Origin of the sequence: Mesorhizobium sp. YL-MeA3-2017 (assembly GCF_030814575.1) — a bacterium.
GTDB classification, from domain to species: Bacteria; Pseudomonadota; Alphaproteobacteria; order Rhizobiales; family Rhizobiaceae; genus Mesorhizobium; species Mesorhizobium terrae.
Window position 1 is genome coordinate 1,248,073 of the sequence record NZ_JAUSVH010000001.1, and the last position, 25,164, is coordinate 1,273,236.

The following is a 25,164-nucleotide window of genomic DNA, read 5'->3' on the forward strand; positions in this document are numbered from 1 at the left end:
TGCGTCCCGGAGGTTTAGGGATCAGGCCACAACATCGACGGCGTGGAAACGCCGTAAGTCATGCCCGGTCCGGGCGGACATTGAGACCGAACGCCAGCAGTTCGCGCGTGTAGTCCTGCGCTGGCGTCCGCACCACCTCTTCTGTCCGGCCGGATTCGACCACGTCACCCCGCCGCATGACCATGAGGCTATCCGCCATATGCGCAACGACCTTCAGATTGTGGGTGACGAAAAGCATCGACAGGCCGCGGCTTTCCTTCAGCTCGGCCAGCAGGTTCAAAATCTGGGCCTGCACCGAGACATCGAGTGCAGAAGTCGGCTCGTCGAGGATCATCAGCTTCGGCGCCAGCGCAAGCGCCCGCGCGATCGCGACACGCTGCGCCTGGCCGCCGGAAAGCTCGCGCGCACGACGCTCGAGGAAGTCCGACGGTAGGCCGCAGTCCGATAAGAGGCTCTTGATCCTGGCGCGCATGGCGAGGTTTGACCGGTCTCCTCGCGCGAGCATCGGCTCGGCGATTATCTCGGCGATCGTCAGGCGCGGGCTGAGCGAGAGAAAGGGGTTTTGCGACACGACCCCGATCTTCTGACGTACGCGCCGCAAAACATCGCCGTTCAGGGCCAGCCAATCCTGCCCCTCAAGCCTCACCGAGCCGCTTTCAACCGGCAGCAATCGCAACAGCGCGCGCAGAAGACTGGTTTTGCCGGACCCGCTCTCCCCGACGATGCCGAGGGTTTCGCCCCTGGCGAGCTCGAAACTCGCGCCGTTGACCGCCGGCTTCGGCGCCGCCGCGAATAGGCCGCGGGCGCGGTAGCGGACGACGAGATCGCGCACCTCGAGGATCTGCGCCGGGCTCATGCCGCATCTCCCGGCAGATGGCAAAGCCAGCGATGCGTCGCCGCGTTCCGCTCGACCGGCGCCTGCGTGGCGCAGATCAGCATGGCCCGCGAGCAGCGCGGCGCAAAGGCGCAACCCTTGATCGGCGCACGCGGCGGCGGGATCGAGCCTTCGATGGCGGCAAGCCGCGCGCCGTGCGGCGCGGCGTCAGGCAAGGCGGCCAGCAAGGCGCGGGCATAAGGATGACCCGGCCGCTGCAGCACATCGGCGACAGGGCCGGTCTCGACCGACAGTCCGGCATAGAGCACCGTCGCGCGGTCGCAGGCTTCAGCAATCACGTCCATGTCGTGGGTGATCATCAGAACGGTCAGCCCGCGCTCGGCCACCAGCTTGCGCAACAGCGCCAGAACCTGCGCGCCGACCGAGACGTCGAGCGCCGTGGTCGGTTCGTCGGCGATCAGGAAATCAGCGCCAGTTGCCAGCGCCTGCGCGATCACCACGCGCTGCTGCATGCCGCCCGACAGCTGATGCGGATAGCTTTTCAGCACCCTTTGCGGATCAGGCAATCCGGTGGCGGCCAGAAGATCGATCGCCTCGGCCAGCCGCGCCTTTCGCGACATGTCGCGATGCGCGCGCAGCACGTCGTCCATCTGCCGCGCGATGCTGAGCACGGGATTGAGCGCGGCAGCCGGGTCTTGCGCGATCATGCCGATGCGGCGGCCGCGCAGGCGGCCGGCATTCTGGCGCAAATCCTCGCCGTCGAAATGCAGCCGCTGCGCCACGATCCGCGCCCCTTTCGGCACCAGCCCCAAAAGGGTCATGCCGGTCATGGTCTTGCCGCAGCCGGATTCGCCGATCACGCCATGGATTTCGCCGCGTTCGATTTCGAGACCGATGGAACGGACGGCGTGCACGTCGCCGTCGGCGGTGGGAATGGAGACGGAGAGGCCGCGGATTTCAAGCAGCGCCATGACGCGCCCCTTCTTTGCGATCCCGCAGCGCATCCCCAAGAACGCTGAAGGCCAGCGCGATGAAGAAGATCGTCAGGCCGGGCATGGCCGAATACCACCAGCGCGCGGGAAAGAACTTGCGCCCGGCATCGACCATCTGCCCCCAGTCGGCCGTCGGCGGCAATATGCCGAGGCCAAGGAAAGACAAGGCCGCAGCCGTCAGCAAAGCCGGCCCCACGTCCAGCGCCGCCTGCACGGTCAGCGGACGCGCGGTGGCGGGCAGGATGTGGCGCGCGATGATGCGAGTGTGCGAAACGCCGGCGAGCCGCGCCGCCTCGACATAGGGCTGCCCGCGCAGCACCAGCACCTCGGCGCGGGCAAGCCTGGCATACCAGGGCCACCAGGTAACGGCGACCGCGATGATGGAGTTGAGGAAACCGGGGCCAAGCGCCGCTGCCATCAGCACCGCCAGCAGCAGCGCCGGAAAGGCCAGGAACACATCGGTGCCGCGCATCAGCGCCTCGTCGATCCAGCCACCGAAATAGCCGGCCGCCAAACCGACAGGTAGGCCGATGAGCAGCGAAAACAGGACAATCAACACCCCGTTCGTCAGCGAGACGCGGGTGCCGTAGATGACGCGGCTGAGCACATCGCGCCCCAGATGGTCCGTCCCCAGCCAGTAGTCGGCCGAAGGCGGCATCAGCTTCGCGGCTATATTAGGCGCGCCTGCCCCCTGCCCCGGATAGGGAGCGATCCATGGCGCAAGCACGGCGACAAGCACGAACAGGACAACAACCCCGAGAGCGACGGTGCCAGGCCAGCCAAGGCGGTGGAAGAGCCGGCTCATGACAGCGCCACCCGCGGGTCAACAAGGGCCTGGGCAATGTCGATGACGAGGTTCATCACGACATAGCAGATCGTCACCACAATGGTGACCGCCGCGATGACCGGAAAATCCTTGGCAAGGACCGCTTCGGAGACATAGCGGCCAAGGCCTGGCCAGGCGAAGATGATCTCGACCAGAACCGCGCCGGTCAGCGCGTAGGCAAACGACAGGCCAATCACGGTCAGCGCCGGTCCCATGGCGTTGGGCAGCGCGTGGCCGAACAGGATGCGCAGCTCCGACAGCCCGAGCGCCCGCGCGGCGGTGACGTGGCGGCGCTCAAGGATTTCGATCATAGCCGAGCGCGTCAGCCGCATCGCCACCCCGGCGGGATAGGAGGCCAGGGTCAGCGCCGGCAGGATCAGGTGTTTCAGCGCATCGCCGAAGGCGTCGAGCCGTCCGGCGAGCAACGCGTCGATCAGGTTGAAGCCGGTGATCATCTGCAAGGGCGCGCTGATCGAAATCTCGCGCGACAGCCGTCCGGACAGCGGCAGGATGCCCAGCCATTGCGCGAAGACGAGCTGCAGGATCATGGCGAGGAAAAAGGTCGGCATCGCCACGGCAGCGATGGCGCCGAGGCTACCCAGCCGGTCGGCCCACTTCCCTTGTCGTGCGGCGGCGACGACACCGAGCGGGATGCCGATCAGAAGCGCCAATCCGGTCGAGAACACGGCCAGTTCAAGGGTCGCCGGAAGATAGGCACGCAAATCCTCGGCGATCAGGCGCCGCGATTTATAGGAAACGCCGAATTCGCCGGACGCCATGGCTCTGGCGAACCCGGCGAAACGCTGGATGAGCGGCGCGTCGAGATTGAGTTCTTGACGCGCCTTTTCGATCTGTTCGGCTGTCGGACGCGGCCCCGCATAAAGCGCCGCGGGATCCGAGGGAACCACCTGCGCCACGACGAAGACCAGAAACGTCACCCCGACCACGACAAAGGTGGAGAGAACCGTCCGACGCAGGATGTAGCGCAAGAGTTCCATCGGACCGCAGGCAGCCCTAACGGCTCATTTCGTTGACGAAGGTGACATGTCCGTAGGCTGGATTGTCGACATAGCCTTTGATGTTGGAGCGAATGATGTGGACATTGGGACGGTCGAGCATGAACACGGCCGCCGCGTCCTCGATCACCTTGCGCTGTGCCTCGATGAACAGTTTTTCGGCACGCGGACGATCAGTGCCGGACAACTTTGCCGCCTCGTCGATCTTGGCGTCAACGTCGGGGTTGGAATAATAGCCGAGGTTGAAGTTCGGCTTCTCCTCGCTGTGGAAGAGATTGAAGAGATAGTCGTAGGGCGTGACGAAAGTCGGCCACCAGACCATCACGAAAATGTCCTGGGCTGCCTTCGGATTCGACTTGCCAAGCTGCCACTGCGCTTCCCAAGCCATCGGCTGCAGCGTCAGCGTGATGCCGAGCGTTTCGAGATTAGCCTTCCACAACTCCCCGGCGACGGCAGACAGGCTCTGGCTGGTGGTATAGGTCATCACCAGTTCCAGCCCCGGTGCGACGCCTTCTTCCGCCAAAAGCGCCGCGGCGGCCTTCAGATCGGTGTGCGGGATCGGCGCTTCGGTGTCGTGGCCCCAGATCCCGGCGGGCACCACGCCCTTGGCGCGCGTGCCGAGCCCCATGGTGCCGGCGGCGATCACATCGTCATACGGAAAGGCCAGCGACAGCGCCTGGCGAACCTTGGGCCGGTCCAGCGGCGCGCGTTTTACATTGTAGAGACCGAACAGCGTTTCGAAGGACGGATTGACCGCCACCCTGAGATCGGGGTTGGCCTGCATCGCCTTCAAGTTTTCGAAGGGGATGTTCTCGGTCCAGTCGGCCTGGCCGCTTTCGATCATGTTCTGGGCCAACGTCGTGTCCTCGACGATCTCGAAGGAAACCGTCTTGAAGGCGCCTTCCGGAACCTTGCCCCAATAACCGTCGACCCTATCCAGCACGGCGCGCTGGCCCGGCTCGTAGCGGGAAATCTTGAACGGTCCCGTGCCGGCATCGTTACCTTTGTTGAACCACGCATTGTCCTTGTCCAGCGAGGCCGGCGCATAGATCCAAGCGGCGAAACCGGCGGAAGCGATCAAGTCCAGCGGCTGGGTATCGGAAAGCACGAAAACCACCGTCAGCGGATCGGGGGTCTGGATGGCGGAAACCGATCCCCAGATGAAGGACGCGCCACCGCCGATCTTCTTGGTGCGCTCGATCGAACCCTTCACCGCCTCCGACGTCAACGCGCTGCCGTCGTGGAACTTCACGCCGTCGCGCAGATGGAAGGTCCAGGTCTTGCCGTCTTCGCTGACATTCCAGGATGTAGCGAGCAGCGGCTCGATCCTGGCCTGGCCCCCTTCCCCCGCCGGGATATAGCGCGTCAGCCCCTCGTAGGCATTGGCGAGCACCGCGCCGTCATTGGAGAAGGAGGTAGCCGGATCGAGATCCGGGAAGCTGGTCGGATAGGCAAGCGTGAAGATGCTGCCCTTGCCTTGCGCCATGCTGACATTCCAACGCGAGCTGGCGGCGGTCGCGAGCGCGGCAAGCGCTGCGGTCTTCAGAAGGTGACGACGGTTCATTTCAATCTCCCATTGATCGATGGCCCGTATGGATCAGGCGTCTTCTTGGTAATGCGGCACCGCCGGGGCATCGGCGGACACCCCCATCGGCACGAAGTCGAAGTCGTAGCCGAAGGCGCGCGGGCCGACGGACTCCAGTGCGATATCGCTGCGCAGCAGCACCGGCGCCGGCATCGACAGCACGTCGATGCGCAGACCGTAACGCAGTTCCTCGGTGCCGATCGCACGCCCGGTTTCGGAATCCACGATGCAGATCAGGTCCGGCACCATGGTGAAGATCTTCTCGCCTTCGCGCGCGATCAGATATTCGTTCTGGATTTCCACGACGAGGCTGCGCCCCGCATCCTCGTCGAGCCCGGCCACGGTGAGCTGGCCGCGGGTAAAGCCCGCCATCACGCGGCGGCTGATATCGGTGACCTTGCCGCGCATCAGGCGCGCGCCGCCCGACTGTTTCAGGATCGCCTCGACCGGATCGGCCTTCGCCGCCCGCGCGGCCAGCACCGCATCGCCCAGGCTCCAGGCCTGGCTGGTGGTGTGCGGCACGCCGAAACGGCGCACGAAATCGCCCGACATCGGCGCCGTCGTCATCAGCGCCGTGCAGCCCATGGCGATAGTGCCGGCGCGCAGCAGCTTTTCCAGCATTTTTGGCGTGGTCGCCTCGGTCACGATCATAACGTTGCCGTCCGCATCAGCGAGCCCGGCGGGCTGCACCGCCTGGCCGTGGATGAAGAAGGTCGTCATCTGCACTTCCGGAAAGGCGCGCCCCATGCCGTCCGCATCGACCACCGGCAGGTCGACCATCGCCGCCGTCAGCATCGGCGCGATGCCGTTGCCGCCGCCCACCTCGTCGCCGAGCAGCGCGTCGACCTTGCGGCCGAGATGCCGTTCCAGTGCATGCAACAGCCGCACGCCTTCGCCGCCCTCGGCGATCTTCTCGATACCAACGGTCGGCGCTCCGATGCCGCCAAGGCCGAGGATCTGCGCATCCGGCGCCATGTCGGCCGGCCGCACCATGCGGATGCGTTTGCCGTCGCGCAGCAACGCCTTGGCGCGTAGCAGGCCGTGATAGGTGCTGCCGCCGCCGCCGGTGCCCAAGATACCGCAGCCGATGGCAATGCGATCGATATCGGCTTCGGTCAGCGTCCAGTATTTCATACCCGCAACTCCCCGATCACTTTCGCCGCGACGCGAATGGCGTTGCCGGGCAGATAGGCCAGCGGTGTTTCCTCGATTTCGGCCAATGTCACCGTATCGGCGTCTGCTCCCGCCTCGACAGCGCGCGACCGCGCTTCGCCGACTATGGTTTCGAGCGCGATCTCTCGGCTGGTGCCTTCGAGCGAGACGACGCTGTCGACTTCGCCCGAAACCTGCGCGATGGCCGCGCCGATGGCATTGGCTGAACCGAAGTGATCCGGCTTCAGCGAGATCGAGGTTCCCTCGAGCAGGCCGTCGACCAGCACCGAACCGCCGCCGACCAGAATGGCGGGGATCGGGTCGGCACTCGGCTTCATGCGATCGAGCACCGTCTCGATGCTGGCCTTCATCTGCGCCAGTATCTGGCGGGCGAAGTCGGGCGTGATGTGGCCAAGACGGCTGCGATCGCCGAGATCGACCAGGCCTGCCGCCACGGCGATGTCGGTGGCGGTCAGCGTGTCGCCACCGAAGCAGAGTGCCTTCTGCGACAGGCGGAAACCGACGGAATCCGGGCCAACCGTCGGCAACGCGCCGGGACGCACGATGCTGCCGCCGCCGAGACCGAAGGAATAGACGTCCGGCACGCGGAAATTGGTCGGCACGCCACCGATCATCGCGCCTTCGCTGCGGGTGCGCGGAAATCCCGCCACCAGCATTCCGATGTCAGTCGTCGTGCCGCCGACATCGATCACGGCGGCATCGCCAAGCCCGGTCAGGAAGGCAGCGCCGCGCATCGAATTGGTCGGGCCGGACGCGATGGTGAAGACGGGATAGCGCTCGGCGAATTCCGCCGCCATCAACGTGCCGTCGTTCTGGGTGAGATAGAGCGGGCAATGGAGGCCAAGGGCCGCGAAGGCCGAGCGAAAGGCGCCGACCGTCTCATGGCCGAGTTTGTTCAGGCCTGCATTGAGGATCGTCGCGTTTTCGCGCGACAACAGGCCGGTGCGGCCGATGCGATGCGAAAGACTGATAGCGGCGCCGGGCAACTCCTCCGCCACGATCTCGGCTGCCTCGTTTTCCATGCGCGGATCGACCAGCGCGAAGACCGAGCAGATCGCGATGGCCGGCACGCGTTTGGCGCGCCATTCGCGACAGGCGGCACGGATCGCCTTCCCATCAAGCGGGGCGATTTCGGAACCGTCATAATTTACGCCACCGCCCACCATCACGGCACCGCCTTCGACGATCGGGCGCAACGTATGCGGCCAGTCGATCATCGGCGGAAGCGAGCGCGTCGCCGCGCCGCACAGTCTCAGCACGCCGACCTTTTCCAGATGGCGTCCTTCGACGACGGCATTGAGGAAATGCGTGGTGCCGATCATGACCGCATTGACCGAGGCAGCGATCACGCCGGCTTCCGCCAGCACCGTGCGGATGGCCGTCGCCACCCCCGAAGTCACGTCCGCCGTGGTCGAGGACTTCACCGTCGCCAGAACCTCGGTGCCGCGCAGCAGCGCCGCATCCGTGTTGGTTCCGCCGACATCCACCCCAATGCGCAGCATGACTATCCCTTCTTCTTGCCGGCAACGTCCGCCACCCGGCTGAGCGGGGTCGTCCTTGTGCCGAAAACCTTGTAGAGCCGCAGCACGACCGAGCTCTCGACCCGCCTGACACCGGGCAGCTTGCCCAGTTCCTGGTCGATGAATTCCAGAAGCGCTGTGTGGTCCTTGACGAAAAGCGAGGCGCTGAGGTTCGACGCGCCGCTGGTCGCGGCGAGGTAACCGATCTCGTCATACTCGGCGAGCAGGATGGCCACCTCATCCACCTGCCCTGGCTCGACCTCGATGATCAGCTCGACCTGGACATCGCGTCCCAGCGCCACGGGATCGGGAATGGCGCCGATCACGATCATCTTGTCCTGCAGCAGCGCGGCGATGCGGTTGCGGACCGTGCGCTCGGACACCGAGCCGATCCGCCCCGCGATCTCGGCGGCGGACAACCGTCCGTCTTCAGTCAGATACCGGATGATCTCGCGATCAAGATCATCGACGGGGTAGCGCTGGCTCATCACCATGTTCCATGTCGGCTTTGTGACAGAAGTTTCATTTCCGAAACGGAAATTTGTCAAGCTAAATTGTGCCGTATCGGATGATAGACGATCAGAACTCGCGACTATCGGCCGGATGCGAGCCTGATCGCAGTGCCGAAGCCGCTCATATCAACGAACCAGGACGCATTTCATGCCGTACGCACGCTCCTGCGGGCGCTACCCTAGGAAACCACCGGGCTCGTCACCGAGCCAGGCATCCTGATCGCTCGACGATGGATGATGATATCAGCCGCCTTCTCGCCTAGCGGCAACGCTCAGCGGTCCGGTAGTTGAAAAACTATCCGGGAGAGCGCGGGGCTCTTTGCGGGCCGTTCTGCCGTCGTTGCTATGGCGCTCAGTCGCCAGGTTCGATCATCAGCCGCATACAGGTTTCGGCGGCCGACGGGGCTCGCCGAATTGAGAACCGCTCGATCTTGTTGCGGCGACGACAGGAGTTGCTGCTGCTTCACAGCCCCAAGGAAGGACCGCACCATCTGGATGCGGCTACCAGTTGTCGTAAGACACACAACGCGGTAGTCGAACCGCTAAGACCGCGCTGTCAGGCCGCCAGATGTTCGAAGAGCCTGGCCACCGCTTCCGCGCCGGGGTCGACATGCCCCTCGAGCTGCTTGGCATTGATGTAGGCGGCGCGGCCGGCTTTGGCACGAACAAGCGTCGCGGTGAAGTCCGCACCCTGCCGGGCAGCACCGGCCGCATCGGCCATGCCTTTGCCGAGCGCTTCGAGGGCGGGGGCGAGCGCATCCACCATCGTACGGTCGCCGACCCGGGCGCCGCCGATTTCCTGCATACGCGCCAGTCCCGCCCGCAACGCTTCCCGCATCGGCAGGCCGCTCGATGCGCCGTCGCCGGCGGCGGCGAAGAAGATGGCGAGCAGGACACCGGACGAGCCACCCATCGTCTGGCTGAGTTCCTGGCCGATGGCGCGCAAAAGCTGCGTGTGATCCGAAAGCGGCAGGCGGTCGAGCGCGTTGATCAGCGCACGCGCCGCGCCAGCCAGCGTCGAGCCCGTATCGCCATCGCCGGATTTCGCGTCGAGCGCGTTGAGATCCTGCTCGGCGGCGATCAGCACGTTGCAGCAGTTGACCAGGAAAACACGTGTCGCCGCATGCTGCGACGGCATTGGCATGATCGGCGTCAAACCGTCGGGCAAGGCGGCGACGGTTATTGGCCGAACCGCCGAGACACCTGGCCAGGCGGGAAGCGGTACGGGGGTTTTCAGAAGGTCCAGCTCAACCGCGTCAGCTGGGAAAACGGTGATGGAAAAACCCTGCATGTCGAGCGAGGTCATCAGTGGTGCCGGCCCAACGGCATGGGTGATTTTTTCACCGACGGGCGAGCCGAGGAAATCATGCGCCAGCACCGACATTTCGACGACCGAGGTGCCGCCGAGATTGTTGATCAGCGCAACATGCGGTCCCTCATCCATCACCGCCGCCAGCCGCTCTGCCATCGTGGCAACCGCAGCACGTGCGCCGGCGAAGTCGATCTGCTCCACCCCTGCCTCGCCGTGGATACCGAGGCCGAGTTCGGCCTTGCCTTGCGGGATACGGTCCTCCTTCGGCGAGCCTGGAACACGGCAGGTGTCCAGCGACATGCCGATGGAGCGCGTGCCGGCGATGACGCGCTTGGCGGCGGCCGTCACCGTATCGAGGTTCGCCCCCTGTTCGGCAAGCGCGCCCGCGATCTTGTGCACGAACAGCGTGCCGGCGACGCCGCGCGCCTGCGGCAGGTCGGGCAGCGCGATGTCGTCGCCGACGATCACCATCGAGACATTGAGACCGAAGGCACGCGCCCGCTCGGCGGCGAGGCCGAAATTCAGCCGGTCGCCGGTATAGTTCTTGACGATGAGCAGACATCCGGCAGAACCGGTCACCGCTAGGATGCCCGCCAACACCGCATCGACGCTCGGCGAGGCGAAGACGTCGCCGCACACGGCTGCGGTCAGCATACCCTTGCCGACAAAACCGACATGGGCTGGTTCGTGGCCGGAGCCGCCGCCCGAGACGATCGCCACCCTGGTCTTGTCCCAATCGCTGCGCAGCACGACGCGGATATGCGGATAGCCGTCGAGACGGGTGAGCGCGCCGCCGGACAGCGCCAGCACACCGTCGATCGCCTCGGTGACGACATCTTCGCGCTTGTTGATGAACTGGGACATGGAAATTCTCCTGAAGCTAAGCGCGAGCGGATCAAGCCAGCCGCATGCCAACCGCGTCGAAATAGAGCGGCCGCGACGGTTGGATGCGGATGGTCTCGCCGCCCCTAAGTGGCGAATGTGTGTCGGTGACGGTGATGAGGTCGTGCTTTTTGAAGGCGAGATGCAGGCGCGTCTGGTCGCCGAGATGCTCGACGCGCTTGACGAGTGCCTCCTCGCCCTCGCCTTGCGCGATGTGCTCGGGCCGCAGACCAATGCTCTTGGCGCTCGCCGGCGCTCCGGCGAAAAGATCGGCCGGCAGCACATTGATGTGTGGTTGGCCGAGCCGGGTCGCGGCATAGACGCTGACCGGCTGTTCATAGACCTCGCGCGGCGAGCCGAACTGCACGAGCTTGCCTTCGTTCAGCACGCCGACATGGGTTGCCATCGTCATCGCCTCGATCTGGTCGTGGGTGACATAAAGCAGGGTGGCGCCCGATTTCGCCTGGATGCGCTTCAGTTCGATGCGCAAATCCGCACGTAGCTTCGCATCGAGCGAACTCAGCGGTTCATCCATCAGGAAGATTTCAGGATTGCGCACCAGCGCCCGGCCGATCGAGACGCGCTGCATCTCGCCACCCGACAGCGCCGTCGCCTTGTTGTCCAATTTGTGGGCGATCTGCAGGACCTCGGCGACCTCCTTCACCTTGCGTTCGATGACGTCTCGCGGCGTCTTCAGCAGCGGTGACTTCAGCGGGAACTCCAAATTCTGGCGAACCGTCAGATGCGGGTAAAGGGAATATTGCTGGAAGACCATGGCGACGTTACGCTCGGCCGGCGACAATCCCTTCATCGACCGACCGCCGAGATAGACTTCTCCGCTGTCGGGCTTGTCGAGACCAGAGACCATGCGCAGCATCGTCGTTTTGCCAGCTCCTGTCGGACCGAGCAGCACGACAAAGGCGCCGTTGGGAATTGTCAGCGACACATTGTCGAGCGCGACTGTGCCGCCAAAGGTCTTCGTCACCTTTTCAAGGACGACCTCAGCCATGTCCCTGCACTCCTTCATTGGCTTCGGAGATGAGCGCCTTGCCGGTCTCCGCATCGAAGAGCGATAGCGTGCGTGTATCGAAGTCCAGCCCAATCAGATCATCCTCGCGCACCGTCCGCGCCGAGGAAATGCGCGCCTTCAGTTCGCCGTGTTGGGTCGCCAGCGTCACGATCTGGGTCGTACCGAGATATTCGACGGCGCTGACACGACCGCGATAGACGGCATCGTCCCGGAAACTGACATGCTCCGGCCGCACGCCGAGCGTCAGGCGACCGGCGCGGCCTTCGCGCGCGGCAGGCACCTTGACCTTGATGCCGCCGAGATCGACGCTGTTGCCGTTGATGCCGATCATGCCCTCGAAATCGAGGAAGTTCATCGACGGGGAGCCGATGAACTGAGCGACGAATTTCGTCGCCGGCCAGTCATAGATCTGCTGCGGCCGGCCGAACTGCTCGACCACGCCATGGTTCATGACGACGATCTTGTCGCCCATCTGCATGGCTTCCAGCTGGTCATGCGTCACATAGACGGTGGTCGCGCCCATGCGATCGTGCAGTGCCCTGAGTTCCTCGGCCATATGTTCGCGGAACTCGGCATCGAGTGCGCCGAGCGGCTCGTCCATGAAGAATGCCTTCGGCCGCCGCACGATGGCCCGGCCGAGCGCCACGCGTTGGCGGTCGCCACCGGAAAGCCCACCGACGGGTTTGTCGAGGATGTGCTCAATCCTGAGGATGCGGGCGACTTCCGTGACACGTGTCCTGACCTCCTCGCGCTTCATCCCCTGGCTGACTAGCGGATAGGAAATGTTCCTGCGCACGTTCATGTGTGGGTAGAGCGCGAACATCTGGAATACGAAAGCGATGTCGCGCTGGCTTGCCCGCTTCATGCCGACTTCCTCGCCGTCGATGAAGATCTCGCCCGACGTCGGCAGTTCGAGACCGGCCATCATCCGCAGCGTCGTCGTCTTGCCGCAGCCGGACGGGCCGAGCAGCATGAAGAACTCGCCGTCCTCGATGGTGAAACTCGAGGACTGAACGGCTGTGAAGGGGCCGAATTCCTTGCACACGTTCTGGATTCTGATCTGCGCCATCGGCCTACTCCGGGAAATGGCTGACGATGATGAACATCACCGTGCCGGCCAAGGTTACGATGAAGGACCAGGAATAGAGCGCGAGCGCGAAAGGCTGCATGAGCATGACAACGCCCGCCGCGATCAGCACCGATGCCAGCATCTCCCAGGCGCCACGCCGAAATTGCAACAATCCGTCGAAGAACCTGGTCATTTGCGAACGGCTCCGAAGGTGATGCCGCGCAGCAAGTGTTTGCGCAGGAGAATGGTGAACACCATGACCGGCACGAGGAAGAGGGTCGCGCCCGCGGCAACGGCCGGCCAATCCTGGCCGCTAACGCCGATGATCGTCGGGATGAAGGGCGGTGCCGTCTGGGCGTTGCCCGAGGTCAGCAGCACGGCAAAGGCATATTCGTTCCAGGCAAAAATCAGGCAGAAGATGGCTGTCGAGGCGATGCCGGTCGCGGCCTGCGGCAGCACCACCTTGTAGAAAGCCTGGAAGCGCGTGTAGCCGTCGATCAGCGCCGCCTCTTCATACTCGACCGGGATCTCGTCGATGAACCCCTTGAGCAGCCAGACCGAGAGCGACAGGTTGACCGCCGTATAGAGCAGGATCATGCCGGCATGGGTGTCGCTGAGGCCGAGCGAGCGGAACATCAGGAAGATGGGAATAGCGACCGCGATCGGCGGCATCATGCGCGTCGAAAGGATGAAGAACAAAAGATCATCCTTCAAAGGCACCTTGAAACGCGAGAAGGCATAGGCTGCGGCCGTGCCCAAAACGATGCAGAGCACGGTCGAGCCAAAACCGATGATCACCGAATTGGTGAAGCGTTCGGCAAAGCGCGATGGGCCAGAAATGACAAGACCGTCCTTGCGCACCAATTTGTCGTACCAGGTCTGTGGTTCGCCAAGCGCCTTAAGCTGATCCTCGGAAAGGCGCGTGCGCGTGGTGAAGACGTTGACGTAGCCTTCGACCGTCGGCGTGAAGAAGGTCTTGGGCGGATAGGCGATGGCGTCAGACGGCGACTTGAAACTCGTGCCGATGATCCAGACCAGCGGCAGTATCGTGATCAGCGCATAGAGAACCACCAGGATTCCAGCGGACCATTTCTGCCGCGGCGACGGCTCGGTGACGGAATAGCTGCTCATCGCTGTTTCACCTTGTTCAGAGCTTTCACGTAGATCGAGGCCAGGCCGAAAACGGTCACGAAGAGGATGACGGCATAGGCCGAGGCATAACCCGTGCGCCACTTCTCGAAAGCTTCACGCTTCAGGTTGATCGAAGTGAGCTCGGTGATGGAGCCCGGCCCGCCTCCGGTAAGCTGCACGACGAGGTCGAACATCTTGAAGTTTTCGATGCCCCGGAAGAGCACGGCGAGCATCAGGAATGGCAGGACCAGCGGGATGGTGATCGTCCAGAACTGCCGCCACTTCGAGGCACGGTCGCATTCGGCCGCCTCGTAGATGCTCGCTGGAATGGAACGCAAGCCCGCGAGGCAGATCAGCATGACGAAGGGCGTCCACATCCAGGTATCGACGATGATGATCGCCCATGGCGCCAGCGATACGTCGCCGATCATCGAGAAGGAGGACGGATCGGCGCCGGTGAGAAAGCCGACCGCGTAATTGAAGAGGCCGATCTGCGGCTGGTAGAGAAAGGTCCAAAAATTGCCGACCACGGCGGGGCTCAGCATCATCGGCAACACGATGATTGTCGTCCAGAGATCGTTGCCGCGGAACTTCTTGTTGATCAGATACGCGAGCGTGAAGCCGATCAGGACCTGAAGCACGATCGTCCAGATCAGGAAATGGGCCGTCGCCTGCATGGACAGCCAGATATCCCGGTCGGACAAGATGCTCAGGTAATTCTTGAGGCCGACGAACTCGACCTCGGCATTGGGGCGATTGACCCGAAAATTGGTGAAGCTCAGCCGGATCGTCCAGATCAGCGGGAAGATATTGACCGCGAGTAGGAGCACGATCGACGGTGCGACGAAGAGCCAGGCAAGCGAGCGATCCGACAGGCCCTTGATGCGCCTGGCAATTGCACGCGGCGTCGCCTCGGCGACCCGATCCACCGGTGAATGCAACATTGATAGTCCCCTGATTATCAACAGTGCGGCGACGGAGCCGGACTGGTCCCGGCTCCGTACCGTACCATGGCCGCTGGGAGGATGCGGGACACGCCATTATGGCGGTCAGTACTTGCCTTCGTCGTCGAAGACCTGCGTCCAGTCCTTGACGAGGCCGTCGAGTGCATCCTGGGCAGAGCCCTGGCCGGCGACGACATAATCATGGAACCGCTTCTGCGCAGCCTGCAGCAGCGAGGCATAGGCGGGCTCGGCCCAGAAATCCTTCACGATCGCCATCGAGTCGAGGAAGGTCTGCGCATAGGGCTGGCTGGTGGCAAAGCTCGGATCTTCCACCACCTTGCGCAGCGCCGAATAGCCGCCCATCTGCCACCATTTCTGCTGGATTTCCGGCTGGGCGAACCACTTGATGTAGGCGAGCGCATCGTCCTTCTTCTCCGATGCGGAAACCACGGAAATGCCCTGGCCGCCAAGCTGGGCGAAGGCGACGCCGTCCGGGCCTGCCGGATTCGGGAAATAGCCCGACTTGCCACCGCCGACATTGGCGTCGGCATTGATACCTGGCCAGGTGAAGGCAAAGTTCATATGCAAGGCAACCTGGCCCGACTTGTAGGCATCGATGTCCTCGGACATGTAGGCGTCGGAATGGCCGGGTGGCGTGCAGCAGTCATAGAGCTGCTTGTAGAACTCAAGGCCCTTCACCGCCTTGGCGGAGTTCACGTAGCCTTGCAGCTCATAGGGCTTGGCGGGATTCTCATACTGGAAACCGAAACTGTAGAGCACATCCATGGCACCCATGGTGATGCCTTCGGAGCCGCGCTCCGTATAGATCGCCGCGCCATAGACCGTCTTGCCGTCGATCTGGCGCTTCTGGAAGAATTCGGCGATGTCCTTCAGCTCGGCAAAGGTTTTCGGCACGGCGAGGTCGCGGCCATATTTCTGCTTGAACTCCGCCTGCAACTCGGGACGCGCGAACCAGTCCTTGCGATAACTCCAACCAACGACGTCGCCGAAGGCCGGCAGCGCCCAGTAGTTCGGCGTATTCTTCGGCCATTCGGCATAACCCACGACGGTCGCCGGAATGAAGTCGTCCATCTTGATTCCTTCCTTGTCGAAGAAATCGTTGAGCTTGACGTACTGGCCGTTCTCGGCGGCGCCGCCGATCCATTGGCTGTCGCCGATCATGAGGTCGCAGAGCTTGCCGCCGGAATTGAGCTCGTTGAGCATGCGGTCGGCAAAATTCGGCCATGGCACGAATTCGAACTTCATCTTGATGCCGCTCTTGGCCTCGAAGTCCTTGCTGAGTTCGACGAGCGCATTTGCCGGGTCCCAGGCGGCCCAGCAGAGTGTCAAGTCCTTTGCCCTGGCTTGCTCAGTGCCGGCAACTCCGGCGGCCAAAAACACGCCGAACGCGGCCAATGATCCGATATGGCGAAAATTCATGACTGGGACCTCCCTGCCCCTCCTTCCGACCTCCATCGGAAGGGTGAAACGCCCGTTATGGGCACCTGACGCGGAATGACGCTCCCGGCGGGCCCATACTCCTCCGCGCCGCCTGTGGCTCGCGCCGATCCTCCTGGGCGACCACGGCGAGAGTCATAATTGAGGTGCGCACCTCAATGCAAGTCATTTTTGAGGTACGCACCTCAATTCTTGCTTTTCGACTGCTTTTGTTGGAGAAATCTGGTTCGAATCTGGAAATGAGATCTGAACGGTGCGGCCAACCACGAAAGACCTGGCGGAAGCCGCAGGCGTCAGCCTCGCCACCATCGACCGCGTGCTCAATGAGCGGCCGAATGTCAGCTCCAAAGCGGCGAGGAAAGTGGCCGAGGCGATCGAACGAATCGGCTTCGTGCGCAACCCTGCCGCCGTGGCACTGGCGCGCAACAAGACCTATCGCTTCCGTTTTGTCCTGCCAACCTCGGGCGACCAGTATCTCGCTGAACTCATCGCCCGGGTCAGCGAGGCGAAGGAAGCGTTGCGCACCGATTCGACCGAGGTCGAGGCCGAACAGATCGCGATGAGCGACCCGCACCAAGTCGCCAAATACCTCACAGGTATCGACCATGATGCAGTGGACGGCGTTGCCGTCATGGCGCCGGAATCGCCGCAGGTACGCGACGCGCTGCTGCGGCTCGTGGAAAGGGGCGTCAAGGTGGTGCAGTTCCTCTCAGGCCAGGAGCGGCTGGAGAGCGCGGACTATGTCGGCGTCGACAATTTTGCAGCCGGCGCAACCGCCGGCAAGATAGCAGGCCGCTTCATCGGAGACAGGCCCGGCAAGATCATGGTCGTGGCCGAAACCATGATGGCGCTGGACAGCATCCAGCGCCGCCTCGGCTTCGACAGCATCATCAACGCCCAGTTCCCACACCTGGTGAGCCTGCCGTCGTTGGAAACCTATGCCGACGAAAGGCGCGCCGATCTGATCATCCGGCGCACCCTCCAACACAATCCCGATACGGTCGCCGTCTATGTACTGAGCTCGGAAGCGCGGGGGCCACTCACCGCGGTCTGGAATACGCAAGGAGGCCGCCCCCTCACCGTCATCGTGCATGAGCGTACCCCATTCAGCGAACAGGCACTGATGGACGAGCGCATCGACGCCGTGATCGCGCAGGACCCAGGCCACGCGGTGCGCAGCGCGCTGCGCATCATGCGGGCCCGCTCCGACCATCGCGAACCTCTGGCCTCGCAAGAGCGGATCCGCATCGAGGTCCTGCTCAAGGAGAACATCCAGTTCGAGTGAGCCAGCGCGATACAAGCCATGATGCCACTCCTGAGATCATTGTGCGCTCTGCCTGAGGACCTCGCACCCATTGAGATCGGCACCAACCTTTGCAGCAATCTCTGCACTCTGGACGGCCCCACGCACCGACCAGATGAGCGTCTGTTCAGCAACCTCGACGGTAAGTTCGATCTCGACCGGCAGGCCTAGAGAGTGTTTCCTATTTCACGAGAGTCGCGGGGACTCCCGGTTGGGCTGGTTTGTGATTCAAGGTGTTGGCTGGGCAGAGGCCATCATCTGACAATGCAGGCCCTTTCGAACGATCTTCGTGAGCTTGTTGTTGAGGCGGCGATCAAGGCCGCTGGCGCCAGATTTTGGTACCTACCGCCCCACTCTCTCGACCTCAGCATAGCTTCATTCGTTCGGAGGTTACAAGGCATTGCTCTTCTGCGACCATCCCATGTGGCCCCCGACTTTGCGCTTTTATGCCGAGCTGACAACGATCAGGATATAGCAGCCCACCGAAATGCGCTGAAGGTGAATTTGTCATGCCGACGACTAGGTAGCGAAACAGTTGGTAAAACCGCCTATGCATCGCGCCAGTAGCCCGAAGCTCCAGCGCCCAAGACGCGCTGTCCCGAAAGCTTAGGGGCGAATTTTGCCCTTTCAGCGCACACGAACGGCAAGCTCGCACCAAGAAAGTGTGCACCCTGTGTGGCGGTAGAAACTGCCGTCCCTACAAGCCGCTTAAGTACATTCCGGACCACGTCGGTGGCAGATGATAAGAACAAGCACATGATGGGCTGCTCTAAGCAGCTAGCTGCCTTGGTAAATCCGGTTTGAAGTCCAAATGTCTATCGGGTTACCAATCTCTGGCTGCAACATTGACCTACGTTGAAATTGGTCGCCTGCGCGTCCGAATTCGATGAGAGTACCGTCTCGCGCGGCCCGGGCGTTAGGACGGGCTATTTCCGGCCCCTGATGGAAGTGCTTGAGCGTGACAGCACGGTGTTGCAGTTCCTGGAAGACTCACTATCGCCAGTTGGCCACGCGTCGCTGCGATAGCTGGCTGCCTCGGCTTCTCTGGAAAACGAGATCGAGAAGAATTGCCGCGTACTACCATGCTACGAGAGCCCGCCGCTCTTCGTCAGCCGCGACCGGCATTTCCTCCCCGAAACATCCAACCGCGCGCTGGAAATCAACCCGGATGAGCTACACACCTATGGCGGTGGCTATACCAAATACGTCGAGCGAACTGGCCAAGAAACGCCAGCCGGCACGGATGACCGCACCCCACGCCTCAGCCTGGACGCTTCGGCTTGCCCTTGTGCTTGCGGTCGCGATCCGCAGGCGCGGCCTGGCCGCGGTGCGCGGGCTTCTTGCCCGGCTTTCCGCCCTTATTGAACTCCGGCTTGGCGCGCTTGCCGAATTTCGGCTTCGCCCGCCACGATGTCTCGCGCGCCTCACCGGCCGGCGCGATGACGATGCCTCGTTCGAGGCTGCCGGGCTGGCTGATCTGCTCTCTGAACCCCGCCGCCTTGTCGGCGGAAATCTCGAAGCGAGTTTCCATGTCGTCGATCCGGATCGAGCCGACATCGCGTTTCGAGACGCCGCCGGCCCTGCAGATCATCGGCAGAAGCCATTTCGGGTCGGCGCGCTGCTTGCGCCCGAGCGACAGCGTGAACCAGACGCCGCCCTCCATGTCCGGGCGTCGCGGTTCGGCGTCGCGCCTTTCGTCGATCCCCCTTTCGCGGTTTTCCTTGTCGCGTTTGGGCTTCCTCGCCTGCATGTCGTGGACCGGCAGCGGCAAGAGGTCCTCCGGCACCGGGCGGACGGAAAGCTGCTGGCGCAGGAAGGCCGTGGCAATGCGCTCCGGACTTGCCTTCGTCAGCAGTTCCGCCACGAACGCCGCTTCCGCCTCGTCCGGCTCGGCGGCGACAAGCGCCGCGTCGAGGATCTGGGTGCGATAGCGGGTCTCGATCTCGGCGATGCTAGGCGCGCCACGCATTGTGGCCGACAGCTTGGCGAGCGCCAGCACACGCTGCGCGGCACCGCGCCTGGTCTCGGGAACGATGAGCACGCAGACGCCTTTTCGGCCTGCACGCCCGGTGCGGCCGGAGCGGTGGAGCAGGGTCGCTGGATTGCTCGGCACATCCGCGTGGATCACGAGGTCGAGGTTCGGTAGGTCGATGCCGCGCGCCGCCACGTCGGTCGCCACGCAGACATGAGCGCGACCGTCGCGCATCGACTGCAGCGCGTTCGAGCGCTCCGACTGCGCCATCTCGCCCGACAGCGAGACGACCGAGAAGCCGCGATTGGCCAGCCGCGCGGTCAGGTGCCGCACCGCCTCGCGCGTATGGCAGAACACCAGCGCACTGGCGCTGCCGGAATCCAGCAGCGTGTTGATGACGGCATGTTCGCGCTCGTCGCGCCGCACCAGCATCACCTGGTACTCGATGTCGGCATGCTGCTCGGTGGAAGCGGTCGCCGCGATGCGCACCGCGTCCTTCTGGAAATTCCTGGCAAGTTCCGCGATGCCACGCGGCACGGTTGCCGAAAACAGCAGTGTCCGGCGCTCATCGGGCGCCGCGCCGAGGATGAATTCGAGGTCGTCGCGGAAACCGAGGTCCAGCATTTCGTCGGCCTCGTCCAGCACCACGGCGCGCAACGCACCAAGGTCCAGCGCGCCCTTGGAGATATGGTCGCGCAGGCGTCCCGGCGTGCCGACGACGAGATGGGCGCCGCTGTCCAGCGCGCGGCGCTCCCTGCGCATGTCCATGCCGCCGACGCAGGTCGCGATCCTGACCTCGGCTGCCGCGTAGAGCCAGTCGAGTTCCCGCTGCACCTGGATGGCGAGTTCGCGTGTCGGCGCGATGATGAGGCCGAGCGGCCGCCCGGCAGCCGGAAAGCGTTCGGCGCGCCCAAGCAGGGTCGAGGCGATCGCGATGCCAAAGGCAACCGTCTTGCCCGAGCCGGTCTGCGCCGAAACCAGGAGGTCGGCCTCGCCATGCCCGCCATTCGCCATCTCCATCTGCACCGGCGTCAACTGGTTGTAACCTTTCGCCTCGAGGGCGGAAGCAAGCGCGGGGTGTATGGGCAATGCGTCGTCGGTCATGATCATGGTCTCTGTGTCGATGCCGCATAGCACGGCATCCGCGAAGTTGTAATGAGCGCTCTTCGTCGCGATTGCCACCGCGATGATCGTTCGGGCGAAGACTGCCTTCGGTTGATGGCGAAACTGGGCTAACAGCTGGGATGAGGGGCGACGCTGTCGTTCACGTTGCAGCAAAAGTAAGTCGGTTTTGGACTGATATAGACGTAGCGGTGCGCCTCATTCCCTGGCTGACGCTTACAGTAGCCGTGTGCAGTTGCGTCCGGCATACGAGCCCGCCCTTGCACGTGCATATCTTCAAACTGACGATAGTAAAAAAGGCCTGACCGGGACATTAGGCCAAGGTGGCGAAGGACGTTAAGCGGGAGTGACGACAAACCCAGGCAAGCGGCCTTGCTTTGGCGAATTCAGCGATCAGATAACCCACGACAAAATTGAAGAGCATGCGCTCGGTGCGGGACAAAATAAGAGGTCCATCGGCGCCTTTCCGTTCCCCTAGGATGACAGCTCGAGACTTCAGAAGTCCCGCAAATATTCGGCGTCATGACCGGCCGACGGTCTTGCGAACAGCACGGCAGCGCCGACCGAAACGGCCACGAGACACAGAACGACGCCAAGATAAAGCCAGGGGATCGACAGCGCCTCGGGCGGCGGATCGAACACGCCGGTCAGAAGCTTCACCAGCATCCACGCTATGACGACACCGGACAGGAGGCCGAAGACAAACCCTCCGACGATCACGACAATAGCCTCGCCCCATAGAAAGGCCGCCAATTGTCCGGGTTTTGCGCCGACGGCGTTGAGGATGGCGAAGTTCCTGCGGCGTTCAATGAAACCCAAAGCCAGCATGAGCCCGGCGGCTGCGGCTGCCATAACAACGGCGAAGGCGAGCTCGATTGTCGTCAGCCCGCCAAGATCCACAGCGGTCAGGCTCGAACCGATGAGGTGGGCTGCCTGACCGATGTTCGTGACTTTCAGGGATGCATCGGCCTTGAGCGCCCCCCTCACCTGTTGCGCCAGCATGGTGGGATCGCCCTTGGCCTTCATCAGCACATATTCGGCGGCGTCCGTGCCGGTCACGCTGGCGATGTAGGCGGCATTGGCGACGAGGAACGAGTCCCTTGGCGCGGTCGGGAATTCGCGCGCGACACCGATGAACTTGAAGGGCACCGGGTGATACTGATGGTCGCGAGAATCGAGGAGCCTAAGGTTGATCGTGTCGTCCTCCTGGAGCTGGAAATCCTTCACGGTTTCTTCCGACACCAGAACGCCGTTGGGCGTGGCGTCAAGTTTTGCCAGAACAGTGGCGGCACTGCCGCCGCTGAAGTAGGCATCGGACAGGCTGGTCGCGCTTCCGATACGCGCGGGGTCGATGCCATAGAGATCCTGAAGGTCGGCACCGACATAGGCGAAGCGATGTTGCATGGGTTGCGCGAACGCCGTTGCCGACAGCGAGGCCAGTATCGCCAGGTGCGAACCGGCCGGCTTGTCGGCCGTGCCGAACACGGTGACATCCGATCCGTTTGTCAATTCGGCATCGACGCGCGCCTGGGCGTTGTATGTGGTGTTGAAGATCGCCGTCGACGTGGCGAAGGAAATCGCCAGCGCGGTCATGGCGATGCCAATGGTCAGGCGTCGCGACTGCCTCGACAGTGCGGCCGAGACGATCGCCGCCAGCGGGCCGGCGGCAGGCCTCACGATCGTGCGCAGCACCGGGCCATTGCGCGCGACGACATTGGCCGAAAGCCGCATGGTCAGCAGCGCAGCACCCAGCCAGAACAGCGCGGGTGCGATGAAGGCCTTGTAGTCCACGGATGTCGCGGCGACGCCTTCGGGCGCAAGGACGACCTGGTATCCGGTACTCGCCGACAGCCAGAAAAGGAGCCCGGCGGCAACGAGCAGCAGCACATCCAGCCATAGCCGCCGCCACAGCGGCGTCTTGTAGCGCTCGACCGAGCGGCGCGCCGTATTGGGATCATTCCGGCGCAGTTCCCACCACACGGGCAGCAGGAAGGCCGCGAAACCCAGGAGCAGGCCGGTCAGAACGGCGAGCGCAAGCGCCGGGTCGGCGATGGCGGCCCTTGCACCCATACCTGGAACGGCAAGGCCGAACAGCAGCGCCGCCACCGTCCCCAACGCCGTGCCGCCAACCGCCGCGACAGCGGCCTCGGCGGCAGTCAGCGAGAGGATTTGTTGCGTCGTGGCGCCGCGGACACGCAGCAGTGCCTGTTCGGCGCGCCTGCGTGCGGCGCCCGAGGCGGTTATGGCAAAGGTCAGCGCCACCGCCAGCGCCACGCCAGGCAGGCCGAGGAACAGAAACAGTACCGAGGCGTAGAGCGCGTCCGAGCGTACCGCGCCGAGGCGCGAGCTGAGGTTGTCGGCGACCAGCGCCTGGCCTGCGACCCTGGCCTCGAAATTCTTCTCCATGCCTGTCACGACAGTGAATGCCGAAACCGGTTCGGCCGGCAGGACGTCACGCGCCAGCCGCACATGCAGTTGCAGGCGCGCGGTGTCCGGGCGCGCCTGGCGCTGCGCGTCGAACAGGCTTTCCCACTGGCCTTGTGGCAGTATCAGCACATTGTCCGGCGGCGCTTGCGGGGCAGCCTGCGACGGCAGGCCAACGACCTGGAACAGCGAGTCGGCATCGGGCAGGTCGACCACGCCAGCGATGATGACGTCGACCGGCGCAAGTCCGATGCGTTTGATCGTCACCGTGTCTCCGGGACCGACGTGAAGATTGGCGGCTGTCTGCTGCGCGATGAGGGCGCCCCTGCTGCTCCCGGACAGGGGGCGGATCTCGGCGGGGAAGTCGCTTGCATAATCGCCGTCGAAGGCGATGACCTGGCCCGGCCCCGTAGTCTGCGTGGTGCCCCCGGTCTGCGCCTGGAAGCCGTCGATATCGGCGAATTGCACGCGGTGAACGGCCTTGACCCGAGAGGTCTCGGCCAGTGCCTTGCCGATCGCATTAGCATCGGCGCCAGGTATCACCTGGACCTGCCAGTCGACGGGCACGGTCGATATCGCGCGCGCGGTCATGGAAGCGCTCGCGTTGAGAAGGAAAAGCACCATCGACACCAACAGCGCCGTCGCCAGGGCAACGCCCGCCGCCGCGCCCGCGACGCGCAGCTGTCGATGGGCTAGAACGCCCCTGATCCACAGGAGCAGCATCAACTTGCCCCGGTTTGAAGGGACTGCAAGGTCAGCCGGCCGTGCTCCATGGTCCAGCGCGTTGCCATCCTGGCGGCGACAGCCTCGTCATGCGTGGCCACCACAAGCGCAATGCCCGTATTTTCCAAGTGGCTGAGCACGGTATCGAAGAAGAGCTGGGCGGTGACGCTGTCGAGTTGCCCGGTCGGTTCATCGGCAAGGATGAGTTTCGGTCCGATGGCGAGCGCTCTTGCCATCGCTATGCGTTGCGCTTGCCCGCCGGATAATTCCTCCGGCAGCTTGTCCGCCAATTCGTCAAGGCCGAAGGTGTCCAGCAGAAGAGCCGCAGTTCGGTCGGCGGAACTCAGCTCTCCGGCCAGTATCATCGGCAAGCTTATATTTTGCGCAGCGGTCAATGCGGGAAACAGGCTGGGCGACTGGAAGACGAAGCCGATCCAGCGTGGCCTTAAGTCCTCGAACGGGCCAAGGCCGGGCCATTCGATCTGCCCGTTGGTCGGCCGGTCCAGGCCGCCAAGGATGTGCAGCAGGGTGGTCTTGCCGCTGCCCGAAGGTCCAACCAGGGCGATGCGGGCGCCTGAGTTGATTGCACAGTCCACATCGCGGAGCACCGTCGTACGTCCGGCGGTTCCGTCTGGGAAGTCACGGCCAATACCGCTTGCAACAACAAGCGTTTCATCCATTTTCGACCCTCCCGTCCTTCAGCCGGACGATGCGGTCGGCTCGTTGCGCCAACGCCTTGCTGTGAGTGGCGAGCAGCGTTGCCAGTCCTGCGGCGCGCCTTGCTTCGAACTGGGCAATCAGCCGCAGCTCCGTGTCGCGATCGACTTCGGCGGTGGGCTCGTCTGCCACGAGGATGGGCGGGTCGCAGGCCAGGGCGACCGCAAGACCGGCGCGCGCGGTCTCCCCGCCGGAAAGCTCGGTTGGAAGCGCCCGAGCCCGGGCCACAAGCCCCACGCTGTCGAGCAGCGGCGCAATCCGCTTTTCGTCCGGCTTGCCGGCCAATTGCATCTGGAGGCGGACATTCTGCTCCACGGTGAGGTGCGGAAACAGATTTCCGGATTGCAGCAGAATGCCAAAATTCGCCCTGCGCAGGCGCGCCCGGTTGGCCTGCGAACGACGGGTAAGCCTTACGCCAGCCACCTCGACATGGCCGCCGTCCGGCTCATCCAGTCCGGTCAGACAGGCCAGCAAAGTGGATTTGCCGCTGCCCGAAGGACCGGTCACCGCGACAATCTCGCCGGCACATACCTGCAGGCTGACGCCGCGCAGCGCCGCTGTCTCGTCGTCACCGATGTGGAAGAAGCGATAGAGCTCGTACGCATCCAGCGCGTGCAT

Annotated in this window: 20 protein-coding genes; 1 reads left to right on the plus strand and 19 read right to left on the minus strand. The window is 63.7% G+C overall.

All coding sequences use genetic code 11. The features are described from left to right. Nucleotides 1-58: 58 nt before the first annotated feature. The 15 genes from QFZ88_RS05845 to QFZ88_RS05915 form a co-directional block, all read right to left on the minus strand. Entirely contained in the window at nt 59-856 is a 798-nt protein-coding gene (locus QFZ88_RS05845) for an ABC transporter ATP-binding protein (RefSeq protein ID WP_024923580.1), read from the minus strand. Then, the gene (locus tag QFZ88_RS05850; protein WP_024923581.1) at nt 853-1,806 is read right to left on the minus strand and encodes an ABC transporter ATP-binding protein; all 954 of its coding nucleotides are present in this window, start codon (nt 1,804-1,806) and stop codon (nt 853-855) included. Before QFZ88_RS05850 ends, QFZ88_RS05845 begins: the two co-directional genes overlap by 4 nt. Beyond that, nucleotides 1,793-2,632 (minus strand): ABC transporter permease, encoded by an 840-nt coding sequence (locus QFZ88_RS05855; protein WP_024923582.1) that lies wholly within the window; start codon nt 2,630-2,632, stop codon nt 1,793-1,795. The genes QFZ88_RS05850 and QFZ88_RS05855 overlap by 14 nt, the downstream gene beginning before the upstream one ends. Further along, complete coding sequence (locus tag QFZ88_RS05860; RefSeq protein WP_024923583.1) at nt 2,629-3,651, minus strand: ABC transporter permease; 1,023 nt, start codon at nt 3,649-3,651, stop codon at nt 2,629-2,631. The genes QFZ88_RS05855 and QFZ88_RS05860 overlap by 4 nt, the downstream gene beginning before the upstream one ends. 16 nt (nt 3,652-3,667) lie before the next feature. Next, entirely contained in the window at nt 3,668-5,233 is a 1,566-nt protein-coding gene (locus tag QFZ88_RS05865; RefSeq protein WP_024923584.1) for an ABC transporter substrate-binding protein, read from the minus strand. A 33-nt stretch (nt 5,234-5,266) separates the two neighbouring features. Further along, nucleotides 5,267-6,388 carry a DUF917 domain-containing protein gene (locus QFZ88_RS05870; protein WP_024923585.1) on the minus strand — a complete coding sequence of 374 codons (1,122 nt, stop codon included), beginning with the start codon at nt 6,386-6,388 and terminating at the stop codon, nt 5,267-5,269. Then, the gene (locus QFZ88_RS05875) at nt 6,385-7,929 is read right to left on the minus strand and encodes a hydantoinase/oxoprolinase N-terminal domain-containing protein (RefSeq protein WP_206078110.1); all 1,545 of its coding nucleotides are present in this window, start codon (nt 7,927-7,929) and stop codon (nt 6,385-6,387) included. Before QFZ88_RS05875 ends, QFZ88_RS05870 begins: the two co-directional genes overlap by 4 nt. 2 nt (nt 7,930-7,931) lie before the next feature. Next, on the minus strand, nt 7,932-8,435 hold the full coding sequence (locus QFZ88_RS05880; RefSeq protein ID WP_161773045.1) for an Lrp/AsnC family transcriptional regulator: 504 nt from the start codon (nt 8,433-8,435) through the stop codon (nt 7,932-7,934). Between the two features lie 580 nt (nt 8,436-9,015). Next, nucleotides 9,016-10,635, minus strand: a complete 1,620-nt coding sequence (locus QFZ88_RS05885) for a dihydroxyacetone kinase subunit DhaK (RefSeq protein ID WP_024923588.1) — start codon at nt 10,633-10,635, stop codon at nt 9,016-9,018. 31 nt (nt 10,636-10,666) lie between these two features. Further along, nucleotides 10,667-11,662 (minus strand): ABC transporter ATP-binding protein, encoded by a 996-nt coding sequence (locus tag QFZ88_RS05890; protein ID WP_024923589.1) that lies wholly within the window; start codon nt 11,660-11,662, stop codon nt 10,667-10,669. Next, the gene (locus tag QFZ88_RS05895) at nt 11,655-12,752 is read right to left on the minus strand and encodes an ABC transporter ATP-binding protein (protein ID WP_024923590.1); all 1,098 of its coding nucleotides are present in this window, start codon (nt 12,750-12,752) and stop codon (nt 11,655-11,657) included. The genes QFZ88_RS05890 and QFZ88_RS05895 overlap by 8 nt, the downstream gene beginning before the upstream one ends. A gap of 4 nt (nt 12,753-12,756) precedes the next feature. Continuing rightward, a complete protein-coding gene (locus tag QFZ88_RS05900; protein WP_024923591.1) occupies nt 12,757-12,945 on the minus strand; it encodes a hypothetical protein in 189 nt (62 codons plus the stop codon). Then, entirely contained in the window at nt 12,942-13,883 is a 942-nt protein-coding gene (locus QFZ88_RS05905; RefSeq protein WP_024923592.1) for a carbohydrate ABC transporter permease, read from the minus strand. Before QFZ88_RS05905 ends, QFZ88_RS05900 begins: the two co-directional genes overlap by 4 nt. After that, nucleotides 13,880-14,827 (minus strand): carbohydrate ABC transporter permease, encoded by a 948-nt coding sequence (locus QFZ88_RS05910; RefSeq protein WP_024923593.1) that lies wholly within the window; start codon nt 14,825-14,827, stop codon nt 13,880-13,882. The genes QFZ88_RS05905 and QFZ88_RS05910 overlap by 4 nt, the downstream gene beginning before the upstream one ends. A 105-nt stretch (nt 14,828-14,932) precedes the next feature. Beyond that, entirely contained in the window at nt 14,933-16,267 is a 1,335-nt protein-coding gene (locus QFZ88_RS05915) for an ABC transporter substrate-binding protein (RefSeq protein ID WP_024923594.1), read from the minus strand. A 271-nt stretch (nt 16,268-16,538) separates the two neighbouring features. Between QFZ88_RS05915 and QFZ88_RS05920 the strand changes: the two genes are divergently transcribed. After that, nucleotides 16,539-17,570 carry a LacI family DNA-binding transcriptional regulator gene (locus tag QFZ88_RS05920; protein WP_024923595.1) on the plus strand — a complete coding sequence of 344 codons (1,032 nt, stop codon included), beginning with the start codon at nt 16,539-16,541 and terminating at the stop codon, nt 17,568-17,570. A gap of 1,279 nt (nt 17,571-18,849) precedes the next feature. On the opposite strand, the gene QFZ88_RS05925 is transcribed toward QFZ88_RS05920, so the two are convergent. The 4 genes from QFZ88_RS05925 to QFZ88_RS05940 all read right to left on the minus strand — a co-directional run bounded on the left by QFZ88_RS05925 (nt 18,850) and on the right by QFZ88_RS05940 (nt 25,164). Next, entirely contained in the window at nt 18,850-20,664 is a 1,815-nt protein-coding gene (locus QFZ88_RS05925; protein WP_024923596.1) for a DEAD/DEAH box helicase, read from the minus strand. 513 nt (nt 20,665-21,177) lie between these two features. Continuing rightward, the gene (locus tag QFZ88_RS05930; RefSeq protein WP_024923597.1) at nt 21,178-23,829 is read right to left on the minus strand and encodes an FtsX-like permease family protein; all 2,652 of its coding nucleotides are present in this window, start codon (nt 23,827-23,829) and stop codon (nt 21,178-21,180) included. Continuing rightward, a complete protein-coding gene (locus QFZ88_RS05935) occupies nt 23,829-24,509 on the minus strand; it encodes an ABC transporter ATP-binding protein (RefSeq protein ID WP_024923598.1) in 681 nt (226 codons plus the stop codon). Before QFZ88_RS05935 ends, QFZ88_RS05930 begins: the two co-directional genes overlap by 1 nt. Then, nucleotides 24,502-25,164 (minus strand): ABC transporter ATP-binding protein, encoded by a 663-nt coding sequence (locus tag QFZ88_RS05940; RefSeq protein ID WP_024923599.1) that lies wholly within the window; start codon nt 25,162-25,164, stop codon nt 24,502-24,504. The genes QFZ88_RS05935 and QFZ88_RS05940 overlap by 8 nt, the downstream gene beginning before the upstream one ends.